This is a genomic window from Streptomyces sp. NPDC058683 (genome assembly GCF_042716195.1).
GTDB lineage: Bacteria > Actinomycetota > Actinomycetes > Streptomycetales > Streptomycetaceae > Streptomyces.
Genome location: NZ_JBHXSK010000031.1, coordinates 43,938 through 70,397, shown reverse-complemented (window position 1 = coordinate 70,397; position 26,460 = coordinate 43,938). Strand labels below are relative to the sequence as shown.

General features: G+C 69.7%; 22 protein-coding genes. 13 read left to right on the top strand and 9 right to left on the bottom strand.

The annotated features are described in order from the left end of the window. The first annotated feature begins 166 nt into the window (after positions 1–166). From ppgK to ACFWXC_RS30855, 8 genes are all read left to right on the top strand, one after another. On the top strand, positions 167–940 hold the full coding sequence (gene ppgK / locus ACFWXC_RS30890; protein ID WP_384483558.1) for a polyphosphate--glucose phosphotransferase: 774 nt from the start codon (positions 167–169) through the stop codon (positions 938–940). A gap of 51 nt (positions 941–991) precedes the next feature. Further along, on the top strand, positions 992–3,058 hold the full coding sequence (tkt, locus tag ACFWXC_RS30885) for a transketolase (RefSeq protein WP_384483557.1): 2,067 nt from the start codon (positions 992–994) through the stop codon (positions 3,056–3,058). Continuing rightward, positions 3,055–4,080: a transaldolase gene (gene tal, locus ACFWXC_RS30880; protein WP_384483556.1), complete on the top strand. Its 1,026-nt coding sequence runs from the start codon at positions 3,055–3,057 to the stop codon at positions 4,078–4,080. The genes tkt and tal overlap by 4 nt, the downstream gene beginning before the upstream one ends. Before the next feature lie 93 nt (positions 4,081–4,173). Next, on the top strand, positions 4,174–5,802 hold the full coding sequence (gene pgi, locus ACFWXC_RS30875) for a glucose-6-phosphate isomerase (RefSeq protein ID WP_384483555.1): 1,629 nt from the start codon (positions 4,174–4,176) through the stop codon (positions 5,800–5,802). A 10-nt stretch (positions 5,803–5,812) separates the two neighbouring features. Continuing rightward, positions 5,813–6,844 carry a phosphogluconate dehydrogenase (NAD(+)-dependent, decarboxylating) gene (gene gnd, locus ACFWXC_RS30870; protein ID WP_384483554.1) on the top strand — a complete coding sequence of 344 codons (1,032 nt, stop codon included), beginning with the start codon at positions 5,813–5,815 and terminating at the stop codon, positions 6,842–6,844. Between the two features lie 5 nt (positions 6,845–6,849). Then, on the top strand, positions 6,850–7,236 hold the full coding sequence (locus ACFWXC_RS30865) for a 6-phosphogluconolactonase (protein ID WP_384483553.1): 387 nt from the start codon (positions 6,850–6,852) through the stop codon (positions 7,234–7,236). Between the two features lie 18 nt (positions 7,237–7,254). Then, positions 7,255–8,694, top strand: a complete 1,440-nt coding sequence (zwf, locus tag ACFWXC_RS30860) for a glucose-6-phosphate dehydrogenase (protein WP_384483552.1) — start codon at positions 7,255–7,257, stop codon at positions 8,692–8,694. A gap of 277 nt (positions 8,695–8,971) precedes the next feature. Next, positions 8,972–10,564, top strand: a complete 1,593-nt coding sequence (locus ACFWXC_RS30855) for an ISAs1 family transposase (RefSeq protein WP_384483551.1) — start codon at positions 8,972–8,974, stop codon at positions 10,562–10,564. A 917-nt stretch (positions 10,565–11,481) separates the two neighbouring features. Here the strand turns inward: ACFWXC_RS30855 and ACFWXC_RS30850 are convergent. The 5 genes from ACFWXC_RS30850 to ACFWXC_RS30830 form a co-directional block, all read right to left on the bottom strand. Beyond that, complete coding sequence (locus ACFWXC_RS30850) at positions 11,482–11,811, bottom strand: DUF5132 domain-containing protein (protein ID WP_384483550.1); 330 nt, start codon at positions 11,809–11,811, stop codon at positions 11,482–11,484. Positions 11,812–11,917: 106 nt separating this feature from the next. Further along, entirely contained in the window at positions 11,918–13,060 is a 1,143-nt protein-coding gene (locus ACFWXC_RS30845; protein WP_384483549.1) for an alpha/beta fold hydrolase, read from the bottom strand. A gap of 264 nt (positions 13,061–13,324) precedes the next feature. Continuing rightward, on the bottom strand, positions 13,325–14,074 hold the full coding sequence (locus tag ACFWXC_RS30840) for a thioesterase II family protein (RefSeq protein ID WP_384483548.1): 750 nt from the start codon (positions 14,072–14,074) through the stop codon (positions 13,325–13,327). A 392-nt stretch (positions 14,075–14,466) separates the two neighbouring features. Further along, positions 14,467–14,844: a DUF5132 domain-containing protein gene (locus ACFWXC_RS30835; RefSeq protein WP_384483547.1), complete on the bottom strand. Its 378-nt coding sequence runs from the start codon at positions 14,842–14,844 to the stop codon at positions 14,467–14,469. Between the two features lie 129 nt (positions 14,845–14,973). Continuing rightward, on the bottom strand, positions 14,974–16,734 hold the full coding sequence (locus tag ACFWXC_RS30830; protein ID WP_384483546.1) for a DUF885 domain-containing protein: 1,761 nt from the start codon (positions 16,732–16,734) through the stop codon (positions 14,974–14,976). Between the two features lie 161 nt (positions 16,735–16,895). Here ACFWXC_RS30830 and ACFWXC_RS30825 point away from each other — a divergent pair, with 161 nt between their 5' ends. The 5 genes from ACFWXC_RS30825 (at position 16,896) to ACFWXC_RS30805 (ending at position 23,893) form a co-directional block, all read left to right on the top strand. Beyond that, positions 16,896–18,494: an ABC transporter substrate-binding protein gene (locus ACFWXC_RS30825; protein ID WP_384483545.1), complete on the top strand. Its 1,599-nt coding sequence runs from the start codon at positions 16,896–16,898 to the stop codon at positions 18,492–18,494. Positions 18,495–18,542: 48 nt separating this feature from the next. After that, positions 18,543–19,529 carry an ABC transporter permease gene (locus ACFWXC_RS30820; protein WP_384483544.1) on the top strand — a complete coding sequence of 329 codons (987 nt, stop codon included), beginning with the start codon at positions 18,543–18,545 and terminating at the stop codon, positions 19,527–19,529. Positions 19,530–19,617: 88 nt separating this feature from the next. Further along, complete coding sequence (locus ACFWXC_RS30815; protein WP_384483543.1) at positions 19,618–21,477, top strand: dipeptide/oligopeptide/nickel ABC transporter permease/ATP-binding protein; 1,860 nt, start codon at positions 19,618–19,620, stop codon at positions 21,475–21,477. Next, positions 21,474–22,538, top strand: a complete 1,065-nt coding sequence (locus tag ACFWXC_RS30810; protein ID WP_384483542.1) for an oligopeptide/dipeptide ABC transporter ATP-binding protein — start codon at positions 21,474–21,476, stop codon at positions 22,536–22,538. Before ACFWXC_RS30815 ends, ACFWXC_RS30810 begins: the two co-directional genes overlap by 4 nt. After that, positions 22,535–23,893: an NAD(P)/FAD-dependent oxidoreductase gene (locus ACFWXC_RS30805; RefSeq protein WP_384483541.1), complete on the top strand. Its 1,359-nt coding sequence runs from the start codon at positions 22,535–22,537 to the stop codon at positions 23,891–23,893. The genes ACFWXC_RS30810 and ACFWXC_RS30805 overlap by 4 nt, the downstream gene beginning before the upstream one ends. Positions 23,894–23,982: 89 nt before the next feature. On the opposite strand, the gene ACFWXC_RS30800 is transcribed toward ACFWXC_RS30805, so the two are convergent. Genes ACFWXC_RS30800 through ACFWXC_RS30785 form a run of 4 tightly spaced genes read right to left on the bottom strand, consistent with a single transcriptional unit; the run spans position 23,983 to position 26,460 of the window. Next, positions 23,983–24,171, bottom strand: a complete 189-nt coding sequence (locus ACFWXC_RS30800) for a hypothetical protein (protein WP_384483540.1) — start codon at positions 24,169–24,171, stop codon at positions 23,983–23,985. 31 nt (positions 24,172–24,202) lie between these two features. Next, positions 24,203–24,946 carry an SRPBCC domain-containing protein gene (locus tag ACFWXC_RS30795; RefSeq protein ID WP_384483539.1) on the bottom strand — a complete coding sequence of 248 codons (744 nt, stop codon included), beginning with the start codon at positions 24,944–24,946 and terminating at the stop codon, positions 24,203–24,205. 30 nt (positions 24,947–24,976) lie between these two features. Next, positions 24,977–26,233: a cytochrome P450 gene (locus tag ACFWXC_RS30790; RefSeq protein ID WP_384483538.1), complete on the bottom strand. Its 1,257-nt coding sequence runs from the start codon at positions 26,231–26,233 to the stop codon at positions 24,977–24,979. 11 nt (positions 26,234–26,244) lie between these two features. Then, the gene (locus ACFWXC_RS30785; protein ID WP_345034096.1) at positions 26,245–26,460 is read right to left on the bottom strand and encodes an MbtH family protein; all 216 of its coding nucleotides are present in this window, start codon (positions 26,458–26,460) and stop codon (positions 26,245–26,247) included.

Sequence of the window (26,460 nt, the reverse complement as noted above, 5' to 3'; positions counted from 1 at the left end):
AATTTTTGGCTTTACCCCTTGGGCTTCGATATAACCCTGTCAGAGCGAAGTGGTGAATATAAGGGATATGTGCGAGTGTTAAGGACTATATGGCGAAGCTCTTTCGGGACCTGACGTCCAAAATTCACACAACACATTTTGGGCCGGCCCCTGAGGGGAGCGGGCAGTGGCGCAGGCAAGTCAGGACAAGACGGCCCACGTACTGGGGGTCGACATCGGCGGGACCGGTATCAAGGGAGCGCCGGTCGACCTCGAGCTCGGCAGCCTCATCGGTGAGCGGGTCCGGATCCCGACCCCGCAGCCGGCGACCCCGGGGGCAGTCGCGGACGTGGTCGTGCAGCTGCTCTCCCAGATCGGCGTCCCAGGACCGGTCGGGCTGACGCTCCCGGCAGTCATCCGGAGCGGCAAAGTCCAGACGACGGCCAATATCGACCCGGCCTGGATGGAGACGGACGCGGCCCAGCTCTTCGCACGAGCGACCGGCCGCGACGTGAAGGTGGTGAACGACGCCGACGCGGCCGGGATCGCCGAGATGCGCTTCGGCGCCGGCAAGGGACGCAAGGGCGTCGTCGTGATGGTGACGCTCGGCACCGGTATCGGCAGCGCCGTCTTCTCCGACGGGTACCTGGTGCCCAACAGCGAGCTGGGGCACCTGCCGCTGCACCACGAGGATGCCGAGGACTGGGCTGCGGAGTCGGTGCGCGAGCACGACGACCTGTCCTGGAAGAAATGGGCGCACCGTCTGGAGACGTATCTCGACCTCGTCCAGCGGCTGCTGTGGCCCGACCTGATTGTCATCGGCGGCGGCGTCAGCAAGAAGGCCGACAAGTTCCTGCCGTACATCGAGCTCAGGACCGAGATCGTGCCGGCGCAGCTGTTGAACGATGCGGGCATTGTCGGCGCGGCGCTCTTCGCCCCGGCCGGGAAAGCTCAACGCTAGTCTGCCGCGCTCGATATGAGCGCAGGGGCAGCACCTTCAGGGAGGCTCGCCTTGAGCAGCAACGACCTGGAAACACTTTCCGTCAACACGATCCGCACTCTGTGCATGGACGCCATCCAGGCGGCCGACTCCGGCCATCCGGGGACACCGATGGGAATCGCCCCGGTCGCGTACACGCTCTGGCAACGCTTCCTGCGCTTCGACCCGGCCGACCCGATCTGGCCCAACCGCGACCGCTTCGTGCTGTCGGAAGGACACGCCTCCGCGTTGCTCTGGTCGCTGCTCCACCTCACCGGCGTGCAGGCTGTCGACCCCGACTACGAAGTCCTCGGCCGGCACGCCGTGACCCTCGACGACCTCAGGACGTTCCGCCAGCTCGGCTCGCGCTGCCCCGGGCACCCGGAGTACCGGTGGACCAGCGGCGTGGAGACCACTACCGGCCCGCTCGGCCAGGGCGTTGCGACCTCGGTCGGGATGGCGATCGCCGGGCAGTGGCTCGCCGCCCGGTACAACCGCGACGACTTCACCGCCTTCGACTTCGACGTGTACGCGATGGCCGGCGACGGCTGCATGATGGAGGGGGTCTCCTCGGAGGCTGCCTCGGTCGCGGCCCACCAGCGGCTGTCGAACCTCTGCTGGATCTACGACTCCAACCGGGTGACGATCGAGGGCCACACCGACATCACGTTCACCGAGGATGTGGCGGCCCGGTTCATCGGCTATGGCTGGAACGTCACCACCGTGGCCGACGCCAACGACCTCGACGCCGTGGCCCGCGCGCTGCACACCTTCAAGTCCGAGAGTGAGCGCCCCACGCTCATCGTGGTGCACAGCCACATCGGTTACGGGTCACCGGTCGAGGACACCCCCAAGGCGCACGGCGCGCCGTTCGGCGTGGAGGGCGTCAAGTCGACCAAGCGATTCCTCGGGATGCCGGAAGACAAGGACTTCTTCGTTCCCGACGGCGTCTACGAGCACTTCGCCGCAGGCGTCGGCGCGCGCGGTCGCGAAGCCCGGACGAGCTGGGAGGCTCGATTCGAGGTCTACCGAACCACCCATCCCGACCTCGCCGACGAGCTGGAGCGCATGCAGCGGCGTGACCTGCCGGAGGGCTGGGAGTCGGCGCTGCCGACCTTCCCGGCCGACCCCAAGGGCATCGCCGGCCGTGACTCCAGCGGCCGGGTGCTCAACGCGCTTGCCCAAGCCGTGCCGTGGATGCTTGGCGGGTCGGCGGACCTCTCACCGTCGACCAAGACCAACCTCACGTTCTCCGGCGCCGGCGACTTCCAGGCCGATGACCGCTCGGGGCGCAACCTCCACTTCGGGATCCGCGAGCACGCCGCCACCGCGATCACGAACGGGATGGCGCTGACCAAGCTGCGCTCGTACTGGTCGGGGTTCCTGATCTTCTCGGACTACGCACGCGGCGCGATCCGGCTTTCAGCGCTGATGGAGATCCCGGTCGTGCACATCTTCACCCACGATTCGATCGGGGTCGGCGAGGACGGTCCCACCCATCAGCCGGTCGAGCAGCTCGCGTCGCTGCGCGCGATGCCGGGACTGCTGGTGTTCCGCCCGGCCGACGCGAACGAGGTCGTCGAGACCTGGCGGGTCGTCGCCCCGCTCAGGCACGAGCCGGCGGTGCTGGTCCTTTCCCGTCAGGCACTGCCGACCCTCGACCGCTCCGAGATGGGGGCCGCATCCGGGGTGGCCAGGGGAGCCTATGTCCTGGTCGACGCGGCGGACGGCAAGCCCGACGTCGTCCTGCTCGCCACCGGGTCGGAGGTACAACTCGCGCTCGCGGCCCGTGACGAACTCGCCGCCGAGGGCCTCGCGGCTCGCGTGGTCAGCATGCCTTGCTGGGAATTGTTCGACCGCCAGCCCAAGGAATACCGCGACTCGGTCATCCCGCCCGGGGTCAGGGCCCGGGTCGCCATCGAGCAGGCGGCGACCCTCGGCTGGGACCGTTACGTCGGCGACGGCGGCGCGGTCGTCGGCATGCACACGTTCGGGGCATCGGCTCCGCTCAAGATGCTGCTGACCAAATTCGGCTTCACTCCTGAGAAGGTCACCCAGGTTGCCCGCGAGTGCGTGGCCGCCGGTAGGGAGGAGGCGTGAACGTAACCCAGGCGCTTCATGAGCAGGGCCAGAGCATCTGGCTGGACAACATCACCCGTTCGATGCTCGATGCGGGCCAGATCCAGCAGTACATCGACCAGTACTCGGTGACAGGGCTCACCTCCAACCCCTCGATCTTCGACAAGGCGATCGGCTCCGGTGACTACGACGACGCGATCCGCGCGAAGGCGGCGGGCGGGCGCACGGGCGAGGAGCTGTTCTTCGAGCTGGCCATCGAGGACCTGCAGCGGGCCGCCGACCTGTTCCTGCCCATCCACGAACGCACCGACGGCGTCGACGGCTGGGTCTCGCTGGAGGTCTCGCCGCTGCTCGCCTACGACACGCAGCGAACGGTGGCGGCCGCCAAGGCGCTGCACGCCAGGGCCGACCGGCGCAACCTCTTCATCAAGATCCCCGGCACGCCCGAGGGGCTGCCGGCGATCGAGGAGGCCATCGCCTCGGGCGTTCCGGTGAACGTGACGCTGCTGTTCTCGGCAGACCACTACCGGGCCGCGGCCGACGCCTACCTGCGTGGCGTCGAGCGCCGGGTGCAGGCCGGCCACCACCCCGCTGTCGGCTCGGTCGCGTCGGTGTTCATGTCACGCTGGGACGTGGCGGTCAAGGACACCGCACCGGCCGGCCTCACCGACACCCTCGCGCTCGCCGTCGGCCTCGACGTGTACCGGGCGTACCGCGAAGTGATGGGCTCGCAGCGCTTCCAGCGGCTGGAGAACGCCGGCGCGCGAATGCAGCGGCTGCTCTGGGCCAGCACCAGGACGAAGGACCCGGCCGCCTCCGACACGCTCTACGTCCACGGTCTGGCCGCGCCGTTCACGGTCAACACGATGCCCGACGACACCCTGAAAGCCTTCTTCGACCATGGCGAGATCGGAGAGACGCTGCCGTCGGACGGGGGCGAATCCGCGGCGATGCTGGCCCGCTTCGCGAGCGCGGGCGTCGACATCAAGGCGCTTGCCGCCACGTTGCAGAGCGAAGGCGCCAAGTCCTTTGTCGCGGCCTAGAACGACCTCATGGAGCGAATCGACGTGCAGAGCAAGGCCGTGGCCTGACCCCGGCGCCGAGCGGCAGGACTGAACCCATCGGAGGAGCAAGCCATGCCACCGACCACGCTGCGCGAGCGTCCTGCGTGGAAGGCGCTCGCGGGCCATCACTCCGAGATCGCCGGACGCCACCTGCGCGAGCTGTTCGCCGCCGATCCGGGACGCGGCGAGCGGATGGCGGCCGAGGCCACCGGCCTGTACCTGGACTACTCGAAGAACCGGATCACCGACGAGACCGTGCGGCTGCTGCTCCGGCTCGCCGAGGAATCGGGACTGCGCGAGCACATCGACCAGATGTTCGCCGGCGATCGGATCAACGTCTCGGAGCACCGGCCGGTGCTGCACGTGGCGTTGCGGATGCCGAAGGAGTCCTCGCTCGTCGTCGGCGGAGTGGACGTCGTCGCGCAGGTGCACGAAGTGCTCGACCGGATGGAGGCGTTCGCGGACCAGGTCCGCTCGGGCGCCTGGAGAGGCGCCACCGGCAAGCCGATCCGCAACATCGTCAACGTCGGCATCGGCGGCTCCGACCTGGGGCCGGTCATGGCCTACGAGGCGCTGCGCCGTTACAGCAGGCGCGATCTCACGTTCAGGTTCGTGTCCAACGTCGACTCGACGGATCTCGTCGAGGCGACCCGTGATCTGGCCGCCGAAGAGACGCTGTTCATCATCGCCTCGAAGACGTTCGGGACGCTGGAGACGATGACCAATGCCCGCTCTGCGCGTGACTGGGTCCTGGCGCAGCTCGGTGACGAGGCGGCGGTCGCCCGGCATTTCGTGGCGGTGTCCACGAACGCGCAACGGGTCACCGAGTTCGGCATCGACACCGCGAACATGTTCGGCTTCTGGGACTGGGTCGGCGGGCGCTACTCGATGGACTCCGCGATCGGTCTCTCGACGATGCTCGCTGTCGGCCCCGACAAGTACCGCGATCTCCTCGCCGGATTCCACGCGATGGACACGCACTTCCGCACTGCACCGTTCGAACAGAACCTGCCGGTCCTGATGGGACTGCTCGCCGTCTGGTACGGCGACTTCTTCGGCGCCCAGACCGTCGGCGTGATGCCCTACGACCAGTACCTGAAGCGCTTCCCGGCCTACCTGCAGCAGCTCACCATGGAGTCCAACGGCAAGCACGTGACGCTTGAGGGCGTGCCGGTGGACTACCAGACCGGCGCGGTGTACTGGGGGGAGCCGGGGACCAATGGGCAGCACAGCTTCTACCAGCTGATCCACCAGGGCACCAAGCTGATCCCGGTGGACCTGATCGGCTTCGGCAAGTCGCTCAACCCGCTCGGCAGGCACCACGACATCCTCTCGTCGAACGTCTTCGCCCAGGCCCAGGCGCTCGGCTTCGGCAGGACCGAGGACGAGGTGCGCGCCGAGGGGACGGCTCAGGACGTGGCACCGCACCGGGTGATGGAGGGCAACCGTCCGACGAACGTGCTGCTGGCCGAGGTGCTCACCCCGTACCGGCTCGGCACGCTGGTCGCGCTCTACGAGCACAGCGTGTTCACCCAGGGGACGATCTGGGGGATCGACTCCTTCGACCAGTGGGGCGTAGAGCTAGGCAAGGTGCTTGCTGTCGCGATCATCCCGGAGCTCGAGAGCGCGACCGACCCTGAACTCGGCCACGACTCGTCCACGAACGCGCTGATCCGGCACTACCGCACGCTCAAGGACTAGGAGGCGCCGCATGTCGACAGACAAGCCCATGCAGCTCGGGATGATCGGGCTCGGCCGGATGGGGGCGAACCTGGTGCGTCGGCTGATGCGAGACGGCCACCGTTGCGTCGTGTCCGACGTCAACGCGGCCGCCGTCGCCGAACTGGCCGGCGAAGGCGCGACGGGCGCGGACTCACTCCGGGACTTCGTCGCGAAACTGGACAAGCCACGGGCCCTATGGCTCATGCTTCCGGCTGCGATCGTCGACTCCATCCTCGACCAGCTCGAGCCGTTGCTGGAGCCCGGCGACATCCTCATCGACGGCGGCAATTCCTACTACCGCGACGACATCTCACGCGCCAAGCGTCTTGCCGGCAAGTCGCTGCACTATGTCGACTGCGGGACCAGCGGTGGGGTCTGGGGCCTGGAGCGCGGCTACTGCCTGATGATCGGCGGCGAGGACGAGGTCGTGACCCATCTGGACCCGATCTTCAAGACGATCGCTCCCGGTGAGGGCTGCGCCGAGCCGACGCCGAGCCGGACCCGGACCGACGGCACCGCCCCGCTCGGGTACCTGCACTGCGGGCCGAACGGCGCCGGGCACTTCGTGAAGATGGTCCACAACGGGGTCGAGTACGGGATGATGGCCGCGATCGCCGAGGGCCTCAGCATCATCAAGAGCGCGGACGTCGGCAAAAGCCGGCAAGAGGTCGACGCGGAGACGACGCCCCTGCGCGACGCATGGGCCTACCAGTACGACATCGACGTCGGCGAGGTGGCCGAGGTCTGGCGGCGCGGCTCGGTCGTCGGCTCGTGGCTGGTCGACCTGATCGCCGACGCCTTCGCCGGCTCGCCCTCCCTCGACGGCTTCGCCGGGCGGGTCTCCGACTCCGGGGAAGGCCGCTGGACCGTCCTGGCCGCAGTGGACGAAGGCGTCCCGGCACCGGTCATCACCACCTCGCTCTACGAGCGCTTCGAGTCCAGGGAGTCCGGCGAGTTCACCGACAAGATCCTCTCGGCGATGCGCTCGGAGTTCGGCGGGCACGCCGAAAAGAAGGGCTGAGGGCTGTGCATCACGAACTCCAAGTCGCCGCCGCCTACGGGCGGTCGCTGCCCGGGCGTTTCGACCTCGTTCACCTGGGCCTCGGCCCGGACGGGCGCACCGCCTCGCTGGTGCCACGGGACCCGGTGCTCGAAGTCTCGGACCGGCTGGTGGCCCTGACGGCGCCCTGCATGGGCCATCAGCGCATGACACTCACCTGTCCTGCGCTCCCCCGCGCCCGGCAAGTGCTCTGGCTCATCACCGGGGCGGACAAGCGCGAACCGCTCTCCACGCTCGTTGCGGGAGACCGGTCGATTCCCGCCGGCCGGGTCGAGGCGGCGACGTCGCTCGTCCTCGCGGATGCGGCGGCCGGCCAGGGCCCGGCTCGCGCCGGCCCCCAGTCGCCAGCATGACCATGACGCCCGACCCTGTTGCCGTACCGGCCCCGTGAGGGGGATCAGATGGCTTTGAACTCGTCGAACGTTCCCGCAGACGTGCTGGTCATTTTCGGGATCACTGGCGACCTGGCGCGAAAGATGACGTTCCGCTCGCTCTATCGGCTTGAGCGACGCAAGCTGCTGACCTGCCCGATCGTCGGAGTGGCGCGCGACGGCTGGTCCGACGACGCGCTGCGTGACCACGCCCGCGCGGCGATCAAGGCAACGGGCGAGCCGCTCGACGACAGCGTCTTTGCCCGGTTCGCCGCCCGACTCAGCTATGTGCAGGGCGATTACACCGACGAGGAGACGTTCCATCGCCTCGCCCGGGCGGTCGACGGCAGGCGGCGCCCCGTCTTCTACCTGGAGATCCCGCCGTCACTGTTCGCCCGGGTGGTCGGGGGCCTGGCGGGCGCCGGGCTGACCAAGGGCGCCCGGGTAGTCGTGGAGAAACCATTCGGGCATGACCTCGCGTCGGCGCGCGCCCTCAACGCCGAGTTGCGTCAGCTCCTCGACGAGGATCAGCTGCTGAGGATCGACCACTTCCTCGGCAAAGAGCCGGCGATGGACATCCTGTTCCTGCGGTTCGCCAACTCCGTGTTCGAGCCGGTATGGAACCGCGACCACGTCTCCTGCGTGCAGATCACCATGGCCGAGGACTTCGGGGTCGAGGACCGTGGCCACTTCTACGACCCGGTCGGCGCGCTCCGCGACGTCGTGCAGAACCATCTGCTGCAGCTGCTCGCCCTGGTGGCGTCCGAGCCGCCATCAGCCGCCGATGCGGACGCCTTCCGAGACCGCCGGGTTGATGTGTTCCGGGCGATCCCCGACGCCGACCCGGCCCACTACGTCCGCGGGCAGTACGAGGGGTACCTGCGTGTCCCCGGCGTACGGCCGCGCTCGCATACCGAGACCTTCGTCGGGTTGCGGCTGGAGGTCGAGAACTGGCGCTGGTCCGGGGTGCCGTTCTTCATCCGCGCCGGCAAGTCGCTCCCCGAGCGAGTGACCGAGATCCGGATCGTGTTCAAGCGCCCGCCGCGGCTTGCGTTCGCGGAGCAGTTCGCGCCCGAGCCCGACCAGTGGATCCTGCGGATCGATCCGAGCCCTGGCATGAACTTCCGCATCCAGGCCAAGCAGCCGGGCAAGCAGGACACGCAGCTGGTGGACCTTGACCTCCTCTTCGCGGCCGAGCTGGGTGAGGCACCCGAACCGTACGAGCGCCTGCTCAGTGATGCGATGCAAGGCAACGCGAGCCTGTTCACCCGGGAGGACTCGGTGGAGGAGACGTGGCGAATCGTCCAGCCACTGCTGGAGGCGCCCGGCGACCCCGAGCGCTACCGGCAGGGGACCTGGGGACCGGCGGGCGCGAGCAAGCTCGTCGCCGGATATTCGCGATGGCACGAACCATGGCTGCCGGCGAGATCTCCCGACTGACACAGCCGTACCCCGGACCCGGTGAACCGCCGGTTGCGCCCCTGGAGATGGTGGGTCAACCACCGCAACGGATATCGCCCGCACAAGGTGGGACCCCGGGCGGGCAACAGGGGCGGGGGAACTCCAGGAGAGTCACCAGGTCAAGAGGGTTGTCCACCAGGAGCATTGCGTAGTCGAGATTGATCCGGTTCGCCTGGTTCGTGATTGACGTGGCGTCATATTTGCTGCACAGCAAGGGGATCCGGACAGCTGCGCAGGCACGGCTCTTGGTGATCACGTGGTTGTCGAGACCTCTGAGAACCGAGCGAGACCGTGCCTGCCCGAACATCATCGCCGATCCTCGCCGCGCTGGAGCAACTGGGCTCCCAAGCTGGCCGTTGCAGCGGTTCTGACCGGCGTCCGCTCACTTGTCGCGATCAGCGAATGGATCACGGATGCCCCACAACAGGTACTGGATGTCCTCCGCTTCAGCCTCGACCCGTTCACGGGACTGCGGCCGGTGCCGCACGCTGCCAGGGTGCGGCGGCTGTTGCAACGAGTCGACGGTGACGCGCTGGACGCGGCGATCAGCGCATATCTGCAGGCCAGAGCAGCACCCCCGTCCTTGTCGGAGGGGAAGCGGCCGGTGCGACGAGTCATCGCGGTCGACGGCAAGGTGGTGCGCGGGTCGCGGACCAAGACTGTCACGGTGATCCAACTGCTGGCGGCGTTGGATCACCAGGGCGTGGTCCTGGCCCAGCGGCAGGTCGCCTCCAGAAGCAACGAGATCCCCTCCTTCGTACCTCTGCTGGACGGCCTGGATCTGCAGAACACGGTGGTGACCTCCGATGCCCTGCACACCCAGCACGATCACGGCGCCTATCCGTTCGGCCGCGGCGCTCACTACGTAGCCGTCGTGAAGAAGAACCATCCGGGCCTGTACGCCCAGGTCAGGAAGCTTCCCTGGCGGGACGTCCCGCCAGGGCACCGTACCCGCGACCACGCCCACCACCGCGATGAGATCCGCCGGCTCAAAGTTGCCGCGTTCAGTCACCTGGACTACCCCGGCGCCCGGCAGGCGATCCAAGTCGTGTGGTGGCGGCGCGACTTGAGCACCAGGAAGCTGACCATCGAGCGTATCCACCTGATCACCAGCCTGAGCGTCTTCGATGCTACCTGCACCGAACTCGCCACCTGGATCAGAGGCCACTGGGGCATCGAGAACCTCCCGCACCACGTGCGGGACCGCACATTCCGTGAGGATGACTCCAAGGTCCGCACCGGCACCCCGCCCCGCGCCATGGCTTCCTTGCGCAACCTCGCCATCAGCGCCTTCCGCCAGGACGGCCAGACCAAACGTCGCCTCCGCCCTCCGCCGTACCGGCCGCGACTAACTCCGGCCCCTACGGGCCCTCGGCCTCACGTGACGAACCCGGACAGATCCCGATCAGCAATGACCCTGCCCGCCGCAGCAAGCCGGCGGGGCGTCGTCGTATCAGGTCCCCCATCTACGCAGGACCCCCGCCGGAGCAAGCCGACGGGGTCCTCACGTGTCACACGTGCCACCAACGCCGCAGACGCCCTCACGTCACAAGGCCCTGACCTGCGATTACGCTCTCTCCCCCGGACCAACTGGACGCCCCTGGACGGTTTCTACGACATGTGCCAAGTGGGACCGTCCGGTCAGAGCGCTTGGCCACCGCCTGCGGCCACCGGACATCGCCCTGCGGTAGCAGCGTGCAGGGCAGTGTTGGGTACCGGTGCCACTGCCTGGACGGAAGTACAAGCAGTTGCCGCAGAGCCCGACCGTTGCCTACCGCCAGGTGGCCGCCCCGGGCAAACCAAGATCCGGACCATTCCCGGGCCAACGACGCCGACGAGCTGCCCATAGCCGCTATGTGCGCAGGTCAGCGATACGTTGCCGCTGTACCACCAACAGACGAAGAATCTTCTTATTTCATACAGTCCACAGAAGCTCGGGTTCTTCTAGGACTCAAATCGGTTGACCCTCCAGGCAACCCGCACGCACGACAGATACCTTGCATCGCAATGTCGGCACTCTAAGCGACTACGCAACCTTCAAATGAGTCCCTCCCGGACCATATGCGGGCCAACCCATACCGTCACGGAGCCTCGGTCCGTCCCATCTCGCCGTAGGCACGACGGCGCTTGACACCAGGCCTGGAGGGCTCGCGAGAAGAGCAGGCGCGGAGCGGGCGGTGCAGAACTTCAGCCGTCGGCTCTCACTGCGAATGTCCGAAACGGCTGCCCCTGCCGAAGTATCCCGCCCTTCGGCCTGCCTCCAAGAGATATGCCGTGCACCATTCAGAATAAGGCACCGCGCGATTTGGCCGAGAAATTCCGTCTAAGGGCTGGAGACAAGTGTGCGTTTCTGACTGAAGACACGATCAGTCAGCGTGGGCGCAGCTCGACAACGTGCACCTACGGGGATGGTTCCGATCCCCTCGGCAGCAGTTCGAATCGCAGCCGGCGAGACCGGTGGCGCTGTCGCCTGTGCCGTCGGCGAAAACGCGTGGTGTAGCCCGGACTTCCAGGATTCCTCGCAGGGGGTGCCGTACTGCCGCTCCAATCAGGCGGCCACTGCCACCTCTCCGACAAGCCCGACGGCCCCGTGCTTTCTGGGTGTCCCGGGAGACGGCCCGGTATCCCGCGCCGCGAGCAGCGGCCGCGGAGGTGGTTCATTGTCTCGGGAGTGCGGGTGTCGAAGGTGTGCCGGGCTGCGGGGAGGCGGCAAGTTGGTCGAGGCCGAGGTCGACGGACTTCAGCCAGCCGTGGCACCGTGCGCCCTCACCTCGCCGCCGACTCCACACCACCGGTGCGAGCCGAACTCGCCAGCTTCTCGGCAGCCGCTTGGGCGGTGATGCCCTGGATCTCCTCCCCGGCCTCGATGACTGCACGCTTGACTTCAAGGGCCAGGCCGACCGACGTCTTGATGACGCCTCGCACCAGCGGTTTCGCCACTCTTTTGGCCAGAGGGGCCGTAATCACGCCGACGGCGAAGGGAGCAACTGCAGGGAGCATGTGTGAACCCTCTTCTTGTGTACACAGCACGACTGCCGACGCCGCACGAGCCGATACCGTCTGGCCGACAAAGCCGGGCAGGAATTTCGCCCCCACCAAAAAACACGATAGTCGGACCTCGGCCGATGCGCCCGTAGACGCCGACGCTGTTCATTCGGTCGGGCGGAAGCTCGCCGGAGCGGACCGTGCCTGCGCAACGGGATCAGAGCGGCTTCGGCGGCCCCGGCCCGCACTGGTCCAGCAGCGAGCCCACCACCTGCACAACGAAGTCGGGTACGCGATCCGGGAAATCGTGGCCGGTGCCCTCTGGGGTGTAAACCCTCCGCCCCCTGCTGGAGGCCGCAAGGAACCGTTCTCTCACGGTGAGGAAGAAGTGCCGTACCCGGGCGCTCTCCTCCGGATCGTCGACCGCGTCGAAGATCTCGCCACCGCCCGTCAGATCGCGTGGCGCCACGAGGAGGAGGGGCAGTGAGCCGAGCTCGCCGTCGTGTACGGCCGTCTGCCAGCCGTCTCTGGTGATGCCGTCCGGCGACAGCTCTCGCAGGATCGATGCCGCGGCGCAGTTCGCCTTGGTCCTGAGCTCGATCATGGTGAGAACCTGCGTCGGGTCATCGGAGGTGTGTGTCTCCTTCTTGCCCGCGAGAGGGTGGAGGCCGAAGAGGTGACGCAGCGCGAGGGCGGTCTGGTCCCTCGGGGCACGTCGCAGGGCCGGAAGCGCCGGGCCGAAGGCGACGGCATCGGGCGGGGTGGGATCGAGCAGCACAAGACCGGCCACCAGGTCAGGGCGGCGCCTGGCGGCGTTGGCCATGAGCAGCCCCCCGAACGAATGCCCCACGAAGACGTAGGGCCCCTTTTCACCGGCCCGCTCCAGCGCCGTGAGCAGTTCGACGGCTTCTACCGCCGTCGTGCGCGGGAACGGGCCCGGGTCGCTCCAGCCGGACCCCGGACGGTCCACCAGGACCGAACGCATCTGTTCCCGCGCCAGCGCGTGCAACCGGTACATGGCGTACCCTCCGGCATGGCCACCCGGCATCCAGACCACAGTGGGCCTCGGTCCGGCGTCTCCCTCGGCCAGGACATGCATGCGGTAGCTGCCCACGTCGACCATTCGTCCGGGCGGCGGATACCTCACCCGTATCCGGCCCACATGCACCAGATGGCGGAACGACCCGAGACCGAGTGCGAGGGCCACGGCCCACAGCACACCGCCGAGAATCCGCCGGCCGGTCCCCCTGGACACACACCGCGCACCCGCGGCCGCCGGCAGCAGAGCGATGCCCAGCCCGGCCCAGTCCCGGCTGAGCAGCCGGAGTATCGCGTCGGCGGCACGTGTTCCCGGTCGCATGGTCCCTTCTCCGTCCCTGCCTTCGCGGCCGCTGCCGGGGACACCGCACGTCTCAGCGACCGGTAGGACCATCGTCCCCTGGGAACCCCGCGGGCGCCATGCGCGGTGCCGGGCCCCGCCTGTCACGGCCTGGCGGGCGGCCGTCGATGCCGCTCGGCCCCTGCCTGCCAGGAACCGACGACGCACAGTCCGGGACCTGTGGGTGTGCGCAGCGGACCTCCAGGTTCTCGATACGGGCACCAGCCGTCAGGCCTGACCGGCGCCTCACGCGCGCGCAAGGCGTGCTGCCACGTCCGCGACCACTTCGGCCTCCCGGGCTGCGAGGTAGAAGTGATCCCCGGGGAACGGGCACAGCTCGAAGGAGCCCGGGGCGACGAGGCCGGACCAGGCGAGGACCCCGTCGAGCACGCAACTCGGATCGTCCTGGCCGACGTACGCGGTGATCGGCGCCTTGACCGGAGCCGGATTCGGCGGGTGGTAGCCCTCGATCAGCCGGTAGTCCGAACGGAGGGCGGGCAGCAGCAGGTCACGCAGCTCCGGGATGTCGTAGGCCTCCGAGTGCAGGTCTCCGAGGTGCCGGACGTGGGTGATCAGGGTTTCGTCGTCGGCGTCGTGCAGCGCAACGTGTGCGGCCCACTGGGGGGCTTCGTGTGCGGAGACCAGCAAGTGCTCGGGGACGATGCCGCGGGCCTCCAGGCGCAGGGCCACCTCGTAGGCGACGCAGGCTCCCATGCTGTGCCCGAAGAGTGCCAGCGGCCGGTCGAGCCAGGGCCGCAGTGCGTCCTCGATCGTGTCGGCCAGGGTGGCCATGTCCTCGATGCAGGCTTCCGCGAGCCGGTCCTGGCGGCCGGGGTACCGCACGGCGAGCACCTCGACGTCCGCCGGCAGCAGCGCGGGCCAGCCGTGGAACAACTGTGCCGTGCCGCCGGCGTGCGGGAAACACACCAGTCGGAGCCTGGGGTCCGCCGTACGCCGGTGAACACGGAACCACTTCTTCGCGTCGGTCGCCGTCATCGCCGACGGATCCCGCGCAGGTGCAGGGAGTCGAGCTTGGCGAGAAAAGCCGGAAGCTGCTCGGCCGCCCTCGTGGACACGTATGCGGGCTGCACGGTGTGGCGGTGACGATCGGTCACGACGATTTTGCAGGCGCCGCCTTCCTGGATGAATTCCGCGGAGTACAAGGGGGTTCCGGTCGCAGACATCCGACCTGCCTCCATCAGGGTGTCGTGATGGCCGATACGGCGCAGGCCACCATGTCGCCGGTGGCGCGGCGGTCGCATGCGAGAAGCCGGGCTGACGAACAGCCGCCGTGGCCGGGACTTGGCAGTCTCGACCGTTTACGCCGACGAAAACATGGCCGTGACATTGGGACGAGCCAGAATCACACAGAAAGTCGGCGGGCAGACTCAGCGCGCCTTGGCAGCGGCCGAACCGGCGCTACGGGCCTTGCCGACGGGCTTGTCCTGACCGCCGGTCCGTCCCTCGGGGGCCTCCACCGCTGCGGGCGCCGGCTTGGCGGCGTCAGCGGCCCGGCCCGCGGTGCCGTCCTCTGGGGCGCCGACGCTGTGTCGCGCTCCTGGTGTCGTCTGGGCTGCGAGCGCCCCAGCAGTCGCCTCGGCGGCGAGATCATGGATTCCCTCGCCGGCTTCATGGACGGCCCGCTTGACCTCGAGTCCCAGGCCCACCGACGCTTTGACGACCCCTCGCACCAAGGGCTTGCCCAGCCTCTTCACCAGGGATGCGGCGATCAGACCGATCAGGAAAGGAGGTACTACAGGCGGCATGGCACAACATCCTTCTCTTCTGTCGAGGAGATGATGATTAGACGGACGCACTCCGCTTCAGCGGACCCGCACCCTCCATCACAGAGAGTATCCGAGGCCGGGCAAACGGCTACGAATTCCCCGTGGCCTTCACTCATTCGAGTAGAGCGGCCTTCCCTGGAAGCCTGGTCGGCCGTCTGCCCCGTGCAGTTCTCTCTCCACCCGTCGGCGCAGGGCGGGAAACGGCAGTGTGCCGCCGGCCAGCACGGTCTCGTGAAAGGCGCGCACGTCGAACGCGGCACCGGCGCCGCGTTCGCACGCTGCCCGCAATGCCGTGAACTCCGCATGACCCGCCCGGTACGTCAGCGCCTGCCCCGGCAGATCGGTCGCGTAGCGCAACAACTCGGTCGTGATCTGTCCTTCGGACTCGGCTGCCGCGTGGGCGCGCATGAAGGTGCGCGCCTCCTCCAGCGTCATCGTCCCGAGGTTGAGGCCGGTGTCGACGACGAGGCGCTGCGCGGTGAACCGTTCATGGGCCAGTCGTCCGTACGCGTCCCACGGGTCGTCGTACAGCCCCATCTCCCAGGCGAGCCCTGCCGCGTACTCCGCCCAGCCCTCCTCGAACCCGCTGAAGGCCGCCAGTTCGCGTCGCAGGTCGGGCAGCGCGGTGTTCTCGGCCTGGCGGGCGAGGTGGAAGTGATGTCCGGGCGACAGCTCGTGGTAGATGAGCGCGGCTGCGCCGAGCAGTGACCGGTGTGCCAGGTCCGAGGCGTTGTAGCGGTAGCGTCCCACCGGTTGCGTGGCGGTCGGCGGTTCGTAGTAGCCGAACGTCATCGACCCCTCCAGCGCCGGGTCGAGGCGGGCCACACCGTAGGCGGCGCGGGGCAGGACCGCGAACCAGCGCGGCAACAGCGGCGTGAGGCGGTCGAGGTGTCCGCGGTAGCGGGCTTCGACCTCCTCCGGGGTGGCGGCGTACAGGCGGGGCTCGGTCGCGAGCCGTTCGTGGAACTCCGCCTCCGTCCCCGCGAAGCCGAGCGTGTCGCGCATCTCCCGCATCCGTTCACTGAGTTCGCGGCAGTGCTCACGGCCGAGTTCGTGGAGGTGTTCGGGCGGTGTGTCACCGGATGTGTACGTCCTGACGAAGGCCCGGTATGCCGCCTCGCCTTCCGGGTAGCGGGCCCAGCCGACGGCCTGCGGCGCCCGCCGGAGGTAGTCCGGGTCGCCCACGAGGGCGACGAGGCGGTCGAACGCCGGCTCCAGTTCGGTGGCCACGAGCCGCTCCACCGTGTCGCGCAGGTGACCCCGGCCGGCCGCACTGAGCCGGGTGAGCCGCTCGGCGTCCGCCCGGACGTACCGTGCCGCCGACTCCCTCAGACGGGTGAGTGTGGTGTGGACGCCGGTCATGGCCGGAGCGGGGATGTGAAAGCCCCGCTCCGCCTGCCCGGCGACCTTGTCACCGATCGTCGCGACACAGCGGGCCAAGTCCCGCACAAGGGTCACGTATCGGTCCGCGTCGGCTCGGTGCTCGAAGCAAAACGGACGGAAGACGGTGTCACCGTACTGCTGGAGGCGGAAGAGCTGGTACGGCGTGGCGGTGGGGGTGAGCCAGTGGAAACGTCCCGCCTCCGTTTCCTGTTCGGCCAGTGCCCGGAGGAAGCCCGCCGTGTCGGCGGCGGGACCGGACAGTTCCGCCGGTCGCAGCGCACCCAGCCGGTTCAGCACCCCTGCCGCGAACCCGGCGCGCTCGTCGGCCTCCCCCGCGGACACCCCCGGCAGCGACTCGACCGGCAGCCCGCGGCGCGTGCGCAGCGACGGCTCGCGTGCGAGCAGGAAGTCCCAGTACGAGGTCGCGAGTCGGTCGATCTCGCGCGCCGTCGAGTCGTCCGGGGAGCCCCCTGGATTGATGACCATGTCGCCAGTGTGCGCCTTTAGGTGACGCAGCGTCAGCAATTAGGACCATGGACCGCGCGTCGGGCGGGCCTCACTCGGACGGGGGAAATAGTCCCGCATGTTCCCGTCCGTCCCGGGAAGGCCCGGCCGGCGCCGTCGATCGCGATGGCACGATGAGCGTCATGCACCGCCGAACCGTGTCGTCTCCCAGGGCTCGGCCGGTCGTGGCGGCGGCCGCCGCCGTCGTGTCAGCCGTGCTGGCCGGTTGCGGCGGCGACGTGTCGTCGACGCGCACTCCTGTGGTCGTGGGCGGCACCGTCACCATCGCCACCGCCTCGGAGACCCCGAGCTTCAACCCGTACTCACAGTTCGGCCTTTCACTGGCTCCCTATGCCTACGACTCACTGGTCGATGTGGCGCGGGACGGGCGTGTGGTGTCCGGTCTGGCCGAGAGATGGCAGGCGGGGGCCACTGCGGCGAGTTTCACCCTGCGCAAGGGGGTGACCTGCTCCGACGGCACGGCCCTGACGGCGTCCCGGGTGGCCCGGTCGCTGCGGTATGCCGGCGATCCCCGCAACCGGTTCATCGGTGCCCGCACCACCCTGCCGGGTGTGCCGTTCACGGTGTCGGCCGACGACGCGGAGCGGACGGTGTCGGTGCGGACGGCATCGCCGTACAGCTTCATCGTGCGGACGATCGGTCTGCTGCCCGTCGTCTGCCCCGCCGGACTGACGGATCCCGGCGCGCTGGACAAAAGGTCGGAGGGCACCGGACCGTATGTGCTGAGCGGTTACGCCTCGGGGGGTCCCTACCTCTTCACACGGCGCAAGGGTTACGCGTGGGGGCCACGTGGAGCGGGCAACGCGGCTCCGGGGCAGCCGGAGCGGATCGTGGTGACGGTGGTTCCGCAGGAATCCACCGTGGCGAACCTGCTGCTCACGGGCGGAGTGAACATCGCCATGGTGACCGGCCCGGACCGCGCGCGGCTGACCGGCCACGGTCTGGCGACCGACCAGGTGCCGACCGTGGTGGGGCTGACCTTCTTCAACGAGCGCTCCGACCGGCCCTTGAGCGATCCGGTGCTGCGCCAGGCGCTGGTAGGGGCCCTGGACCGCAAGGGCCTCGCCAACGTGGCAATCGGTGGAGACGGTACGCCCGCGCGTGCTCTCACCGCCCCGGACTCCCTCTGCTACTCCGACGTGGCTACGGGGAACCTGCCTTCGCACGGCAGCGCCGTGCGGGCCCTGCGCGCCGCGGGCTGGACGAAGAACGCGCGGGGCAGGCTGGTCAAGCAGGGCCGACCGCTGCGTCTGCGGCTGCTCAGCAGCGCCGACTTCGGCTCCACCCTTCCGTCGGTCGCCGAACTGATGGCCGTGACATGGCAGGCGCTGGGCGTGGACGTCGACCTCGTCGGCGAGAGCCGCAACGCGGTGGTCCAGGCCATGTACGGAAGCGGCGACTTCGACGTCGTGGTCGGCAGTTCGCCGGGGCCGCCGCTGCCCGCGCAGCTCGTCCCGTACTTCTCCGGCCCGCCGTCGTCAGGAGGACTCAACTTCGCGCACGTCACCAACCCCGCCTACGACCGATTCGTCGCCCAGGCCCTGCGTTCGCCGGGCTCGGCCAGTTGCGCGGACTGGAACAGGGCCGCCGCGGCGCTTCTCCGCTCGGCCGACGCGCTGCCCATCGCCGACGGCACGAGCACGGTGTACGGCTACCGGACGACCTTCTCCGTCGCACCCGGCGGCCGGATCGTACCGACCACCATCCGCCTGCACAGCTAGCCGTGGCGGACGCGCCGCGCGGCCGCCCGCCAGTCGAGGAGGTTTCCCATGACGACCGTGTCCGCGCGGCTCGGTGCCCCGGCCCGCCACCATCCGTGGGTGGTGTTCTGCTGCCGGCGCGCGGCACGGCTGGTCGTCTCGCTCTTCATTGTCGTCACCGCTTCCTTCGCGATGATCCGGCTGGTCCCCGGGGACCCGGTGCGGGCCGCGCTGGGCGTGGACGCCCCGCCGGACCTGGTGGCGGCGAAGCGGCACGAACTCGGTCTGGACCGGAGCCTGCCGGAACAGTACTGGCAGCATCTCCCGCGGCTGGCCCACGGCGACCTCGGGGTCTCGCTGGTGAGCGGCGAGCCGGTGGCCGACCTGGTCAGGGCACGACTGCCGGCCACCCTGCTGCTCGCCGTCCTAGCCTTCGCCTGCGTACTCGTCGTCGCCCTCCCAGGGGGGCTGCTCGCCGCGGTGTGGACACACGGAGGGCGACGCCCACGGACAGAACTGGCGTTCACCGCCACCACCTCGGTCCTGGCGGGCGTGCCGGACTTCGTCCTCGCGGCGGGTCTCACCGCGGGGCTGGCGGTCGCCCTGCCCATTCTTCCCGCCGCCGGCGACCTCGGTCCCCGGTCCTATGCGCTGCCCGTCCTCGCGCTGGCGCTCGCTCCGACCGCGATCCTGCTGCGGATCGTGCGGGTGGAGACGCTCAAGGTCCTCGCCACGGACTATGTGCGTGCCGCCCGCGCGAAACGGCTGTCCGCCGTCCCGCTCTACCTGCGCCACGTGGCCCCGAACACGCTGACCGCGTCGCTGACGGTCGCCGGGAACCTGCTGCCGGCCCTGATCGCGGGAACGGTACTGGTCGAGAAGGTGTTCGCCTGGCCGGGCATCGGTTCGGCGATGGCGCAGTCCGTGGTCGCACAGGACTACGCGGTCGTCGAGGCGTCGGTCCTGGTGCTGGGCTCGGCCGTCCTCGTGGTGAACTTCCTCGTCGATCTGGCCCTCGCGCTGCTCGACCCCCGATCCGTCATCCGGGAGACGTGATCCGATGGCGTTGTCCTCCCCTTCCCCGCTCACGCCGCGTGCCACCGCCGACAGGTCTCGTGCGACCCGCTCGGGCTGGTCCACACCGATGGGTGTAATCACCCTGGTGATGCTCGGGTCACTCGTCGTACTGGCCGTCGCGGGGGCGGTGCTGTGGGGGCAGGCCGCCGAACGTCCGGACCCGTCGGCGGTGCTGCGGGCGCCCACTGCAGGCCATTTGCTCGGCACGGACCACCTCGGGCGCGACCTGCTCGCCCGGCTGCTCTCGGCGACCTGGCTCTCCCTGTTGCTGGCTGTCGCGGCCACGCTCCTCGGTGCGACGGCCGGAATCACACTGGGGGCGCTCACCGCCGTCGTCGGCGGACGCGCCCGCCGTCTGCTGGGAGCCCTGATCAACCTCCTGCTGGCCTTCCCCGCACTTCTCGTCGCGATGTTCTTCGCGGCCCTCTTCGGTGCAGGGGCGGGCGGGGCGGTGTGCGCACTCGCCGTCGCCTGTGCGCCCGGCTTCGCGCGGATCACCCAGACCCTCGCCGCCAAAGTGGCCGGAACCGACTTCATGGGGGCGGCGCGCGTGCTCGGCCTGCGCCGTCACCGACTCCTGCTGCGCCATGTCCTGCCCCACATCGCCGAGCCGCTGATGCTCAACACCACGGTCGCCGCGGGCTCGGCACTCGTGGCCCTGTCCGGACTGAGCTTCCTCGGACTGGGGGTGCAGCCCCCCTCGTACGACTGGGGGCTCCTGCTCAGCCAGGGCCTGGACCGCATCTACACCGAACCGCTGCCCGCCGTGGCCCCCGGCATCGCCATCGTGTACGCCGCCGTGGCCTTCCAACTGCTCGGCGAGATGCTGGCCGGAGCCGCCGCGCGCCGCACCCGCCCACGGCCGATGGCAGAATCCGCGCCACACCCGGCACGCACCGACCTTCCGGAAGCCGCGGACCACGTGCTGGAGGTGGACGATCTACGGGTCGCCCTGCCCACGGCAGAGGGAGTGGTCCGGCCCGTCCGCGGTGTCACCCTCGCCCTGCGGCGCGGCGAGATGGTCGGCCTGGTCGGCGAGTCCGGCTCCGGCAAATCGCTGACGGCGCTCGCCATCGCCGACCTGCTGCCGGACGGCGCCTGCGCGACCTGGGGCACCCACCGGTTCCTCGGCGCGGACGCCGAGTCGTTGTCACGGACAGCACGACGCAGGCAGCTGGCGACGGGAATGGCGATGATCTTCCAGAACCCGGCCTCGGCCTTCAACCCGTCGCTCCGCGTCGGAACGCAGATGACGGAGGCCGTGCGCGCACACCACGGCACCCCGCGTGCCGAGGCCGTCGAGCAGGCCCTGGTCCAGCTGCAGCGGGTCGCGCTGCCCGGCGGGCGCCGGTTGCTGCGCTCCCGGCCCTTCCAGCTGTCCGGCGGTCAGCGCCAGCGAGTGGCGATCGCCGCCGCTTCGATGATGCGGCCCGACCTCATCGTCGCGGACGAGCCGACGACAGCCCTGGACGTCACCGTGCAGCGGCAGATCATGGACCTGCTCCGCCGTATCCGGCGCGACGACGGCACCGCGATCCTCTTCATCAGCCACGACATCGCCCTGGTGGCCGACGCCTGCGACCGGGTTCTGGTCATGTACGGGGGAACGATCGTGGAGAACCTTCCCGCCCGTGAGTTGGCGACCGGCGCACGGCATCCGTACACGCGGATGCTCGTCGCCTCGGTCCCGGACCTGGCCGCGGACCGCGACCACCCCCTGCACACCATCGAGGGAGGGCCGCCCGATCCGTGCGGTTCGGCCCCGGGCTGCCCGTTCCATGACCGCTGTCCGCATCAAGTGGACCGGTGTGCCGTGGAGAGCCCCGTGCTGTCTCCGCTCGACCCTGAGCATGAGGTCGCCTGCTGGCAGCCGCTGCCCCCGGCACAGATCTGCGGGCATCGCGAGACCGAAGAGGCGGAGCAGTGAGGGAAGAGGCAGGGCTGGCGCTGTACGACGTCACCGTCCGCCATCACGGGCCGTTCGGACCGGTCACGGCGGTGGACGGGGTGTCACTGGAGGTTCCCCGGGGCACGACGGTCGGCCTGGTCGGCGAGTCCGGTTCGGGAAAGTCCACTCTGGCACGTGCGGTCGTCGGGCTGGACAGCCCGTGCGCAGGGCGGATCACGGTTGGCGGCCGGGAGTACCGAGGCCGCCGGGCGGCGGATCGGCGTCGGCTGGGCCAACAGGTCCAACTGGTGTTCCAGGACCCGGACACGGCACTGGACCCCCGCATGACGGTCCGCCAGTCGCTCGTCGAAGCGGCCGGGGCCTTCGTCCGGCTGGACCGCCGTAGCCGCGAACAGCGCGTCGGCGGACTGCTGGAACTCGTCGGTCTCGACACCGGCTGCGCCGACCGGCTGCCCCGGCAGCTCTCGGGCGGCCAGCGCCAACGCGTCGCCGTCGCCCGCGCGCTCGCCGTCGATCCGGCGGTGCTCATCGCCGACGAGGTCACGTCGGCTCTCGACGTGTCGGTCCGGGCGGCGCTGCTCACCATGCTCCGGGATCTGCAGCGGCGCATGGGCTTCGCCATGCTGTTCATCAGCCATGACCTCGCCGCCGTCCGCCATGTGTCAGACGTTGTCGCCGTGATGTACCTCGGTCGGATCGTGGAGATCGCCTCCACCGAGAACCTGCTGAGCGGCCCACGGCATCCCTACACCCGAACGCTCCTGTCCGCCGTGCCGAGTCTGCACGCCGGGAGACGCCCGGCCGGGGAACCCCTTCTTACCGGTGAGGTGCCCGACCCCGCGTCGCCGCCGACCGGATGCCGCTTCCATCCCCGCTGTCCCGTCGGACCGGACCGACATCCCGGGCGGGACGTCTGCGCCGCTCGGGACCCGCAGCCGGACGCGGCCGGTCAGCCGCATCGCGCCGCCTGTCACTTCCCGTACCGCGCCGACGACCACCCGCCTCAGGCCCGTCACGTCCCCCCGGACGACAACGGTGACCGGACTCCGCGAACCACCCCCGAGGACCGGCCGTCATGACGGCCTGGGAAGCCGACACGCCTCCGTCCGGCGCGAACGCGGTCGTCGTGGGGGCCGGTGTGATCGGTGCCGCGGTGGCACTGGAACTGGCGCGCACCGGCCGGCGGGTCGTGGTCGTCGACAAGTCCGGCGGTGTCGGCCACGGATCCACCAGTGCGTCGAGCGCGATCATCCGTTTCAACTACTCGACCTGGGACGGTGTCGCCACCGCATGGGAGTCCCGGCACTGCTGGACACGATGGGCGGAGCACCTGGGCACCGTGCGCGGCCCTGGTCTGGCGGCGTTCCGGCGGACCGGAGCGGTGCTCCTCGACGCGGCAGGCTCCGGGTCGTCGGAGGTCGTCGCGCTGTTCGAGCGTGCCGGTGTGCCGTACGAGCGCTGGGACGCCGCGACGCTGCGCAGCCGGATCCCCGGTATCGACGCGGGACGCTACGGGCCTCCCAGGTCCCTGCTCGACGATGCCTTCTTCTCCGGCCCCGAAGGTGAACTCGGCGCGCTGTTCACACCCGACGCGGGCTTCGTCGACGATCCACAACTCGCGGCACAGAACCTGGCGGACGCGGCGGCCCGCCTCGGAGCACGCTTCCTCTTCCACCGCACGGTCGTCGGTGTCCTGCGTCGCGAGGACCGGGTGGCCGGCATCCGGCTCGCCGACGGCACCTCGATCACCGCACCGGTGGTGGTCAACGCCGCCGGGCCCTGGTCGGGAGCGTTCAACCGGCTGGCCAGGATCGGGGCCGAGTTCACCGTCGGAGTGCGCCCATTGCGCCAGGAAGTCCACCAGGTGGCCGCACCGGTCGGCCAGGGCGACACCGACTCGTCGGGCCCTGGCGGCGGCGAGACCACGCTCGGCCCGATCGTGGCCGATGTCGACCTCGGAACCTATCTGCGCCCCTCCGGCGGACACCTCCTCATCGGCAGTACGCTGCCCGCCTGCGACCCCAGGGAGTGGCTCGACGATCCCGACGAGTGCGACCCGCACCCGACGCCCGCCCGGTTCGAGACCCAGGTGACCCGGGCCGCACACCGATTCCCGCACCTCGGCGTTCCGAACCGGCCGACCGGCATCGCCGGTGTCTACGACGCCGCCGACGACTGGTCCCCCATCTACGACCGCACCGATCTGGCCGGCTTCTACGTCGCCATGGGCACGAGCGGCAACCAGTTCAAGAACGCTCCCCTGGCGGGCCGGTTCCTCGCCACCCTGGTCGACCGTGTCGAGGCCGGCCACGACCACGACCGCGATCCGCTGCGGTACACAGGGGAACACACCGGCGTCGTCGTCGACCTGGGTGCCTTCTCCCGCAGACGGCCCCTGGCCGAGGGTGCCGCCTCTCGAACCGTCATGGGCTGACGTTCGATCACCAGCGCCCGTTCACAGAGCCGGTGCCGTCCGGCAGTTGAGGTGCGGGACGACACCGGCCTCATTGATCCAGAAGCGGTCTACCAGCGGCCGCGTGCCGACGCCGAGCCGAGCTTGGCACTCAGCACCGACAGGAAGGCCGGAAGCCTGGCCACCGCGGATTCGGGAACCGGGGTGACCTGGACCGTGTCCCGCACCACGTCCTGCACCACGAGCTTGTAGGTGCCGTCTTCCCGGACGAGTTCGGCGGCGTAGAGCAGTTTTTCCACCAGAGGTCCTTCGATCGTGTCGTGCGATGGGTCAGGCGCCGTTGAGCCAGGCGTTCCAGGCCTTGATGGCCTGCTTTTCGTCCGTGTCCTCGGCGAACAGGTGGTGGCCCAGCCAGATCGGCCAGTTCCAGGAACTGCCGTTGAAGAACCGGTACAGCGCGTCCGGGCCTCGCAGGCCGACGAAGTCGGGGCTCAGCCAGTCCACGACCACCTCCGTCGGGCCGCCGTCCGTACCCGGGAGGTCGAGCGACAACCGGTCGCCGACGGCCGCGTCGTCGTCGAGACCGAGGCGCCGGCGCAGGGCGGCGAAGTCGGCGGGATCTTCGGTGCACTCGCCACGGGCGGCCTTGACGTAGACGGCGGGGCGGCCGGCGAAGTGCCTCAGGTACTCGGGGAGGGAGTGCTGGTAGAAGTCGACGTGCTTCTCGGCCGCGTCCGCCTTCGTGTCCCAGTTCCAGTTGTCGTCCACGACGCCCGTGTGCACCCAGTGGATTCCCATCCGCAGGTGGCTCGCGCCGCCGTCGGCCGACTCGATGCGGTAGGTGAGCGTGTTGGAGAACCCGCCGTCCTGGGTGGCCCGAACCGCGAAGTGGTGCGGCGGCTCCCACGCCACGACGGTGCTGTCGCCGCGCGTGGCCTTTCCGCCGACGCGCGGCTCGACTTCCATCGGGTAGAGCCAGCCGAGGTTGCCGGCGCCCGTGGCGACCGCGTCCCAGACCTGTTCGGGCGTGGCGGGCAGGTCCTGTTCCCGGCGGACCTCGAGCTCTCGGGCCATGGTCACTTCTCCTTGGTCGTCGTTCATGGGTCAGTAGGTGAGCGGAAGCGCGGTGAGCCGCCGTTGCAGCGGATTGGGCCGCCAGTCGAGGACCGCGTCGTCGGCCAACCGCAGGTGCGGGAGCCGGCGGACCAGGGTGCCGACGGTCACCTCTGCCTGGAGCTTGGCCAGCGGGCCGCCGAGGCAGAAGTGCGGGCCGTTGCCGAAGCTGAGGTGCCGGTTGCCTGGGCGGGCCAGGTCGAGGCGGTCGGGGTCCTCGAAGCGCTCGGGGTCACGGTTGGTCGCCGCGAGGAACAGGTACACCAGCTCGCCCTCGTGCAGTGTCCGCCCGCCGATCTCCACGTCCTCGGCGACGACCCGGACGATCGCCTGGGTCGGCGTGTCGTAGCGGGCGAGTTCCTCGACGGCGGTGCGGACCAGCGCCGGGTCCTCGCGCAGCCGGGCCAGCTGGTCGGGGTGGCGCAGCAGGGCGAGCATGCCGTTGCCGACCAGGTGGGTGGTGGTCTCGTCGCCGGCGGTGATCAGGACGAAGCAGGTGGACAGCAGCTCGGAGTCGGTGAGCCGGTCGTCCTGCGCCTGGGTGGCGACCAGGGCGCTGATGAGGTCGTCGCCGGGGTCGGCCCGGCGGCGGCGGACGAGCCGGGCGAGGTACTCCTCGTACTGCTCGATCGCCGCCTCGGACTTGTCGATGTCCTCGCTGAGCCGGCCGAAGCGCTGGAACCAGGTCTTGACCTGCGGGAGGTCCTCGGGCGGGATGCCGAAGAGCTCGCAGACGACGGACAGCGGCAGCGGGGAGGCGACCGCCTCGATCAGGTCCATGGTCGGCCCGGCCGCGACCGCCTCGTCGATGAGCCGGTCGACGATCCGCTGGATGCCGTCGCGCAGGGCTTCGACGCGCCGGGCGGTGAAAGCCCGGTTGGCCAGCTTGCGCAGTCTGGCGTGGTCCGGCGGGTCGGTGTTGCTCATCACCCGGCCGAGCCGGTCGGTGAGCCGGCTGAAGGCCTTGAGGTCGCCGCCGAGCGCGCTGTAGGCGCGGGTCATCCGGTCCCGGTCGTTGGACAGCCTGAGGTCGCTCAGGGCCGCGTCGACGTCGGCGTACCGGGTGAGGTACCAGATGCCCTGGGCGCTGCGGTGGACCGGGTCCTCGCGGCGCATGCGGGCGTAGAACGGGTACGGGTTCCGGCGGGCCTCGGGCGTGAGCAGGGCTGCGGCGAGGTCGTCGGACCGGGCGAGGCCCGCGCTGTCGCGGGCCTCGACCGTGCTTTCGGTGGGTTCGGTCAGGTTCACCGCGAGCCGCGCTACCGCTGGGCGTTCATGGCGTCGGCGAGGCTCTTGGGCCGCATGTCGGTCCAGGACCGCTCGACGTACTCCAGGCAGGCGGCGTGGGTGTCGGGTCCGTGGGCGACGCTCCAGCCGTCGGGGACGTCCGCGAACTGCGGCCACAGCGAGTGCTGGTTCTCGTCGTTGACGAGCACGAGGAAGGTGCCGTCCTGGTCCTCGAACGGGTTGGTCAT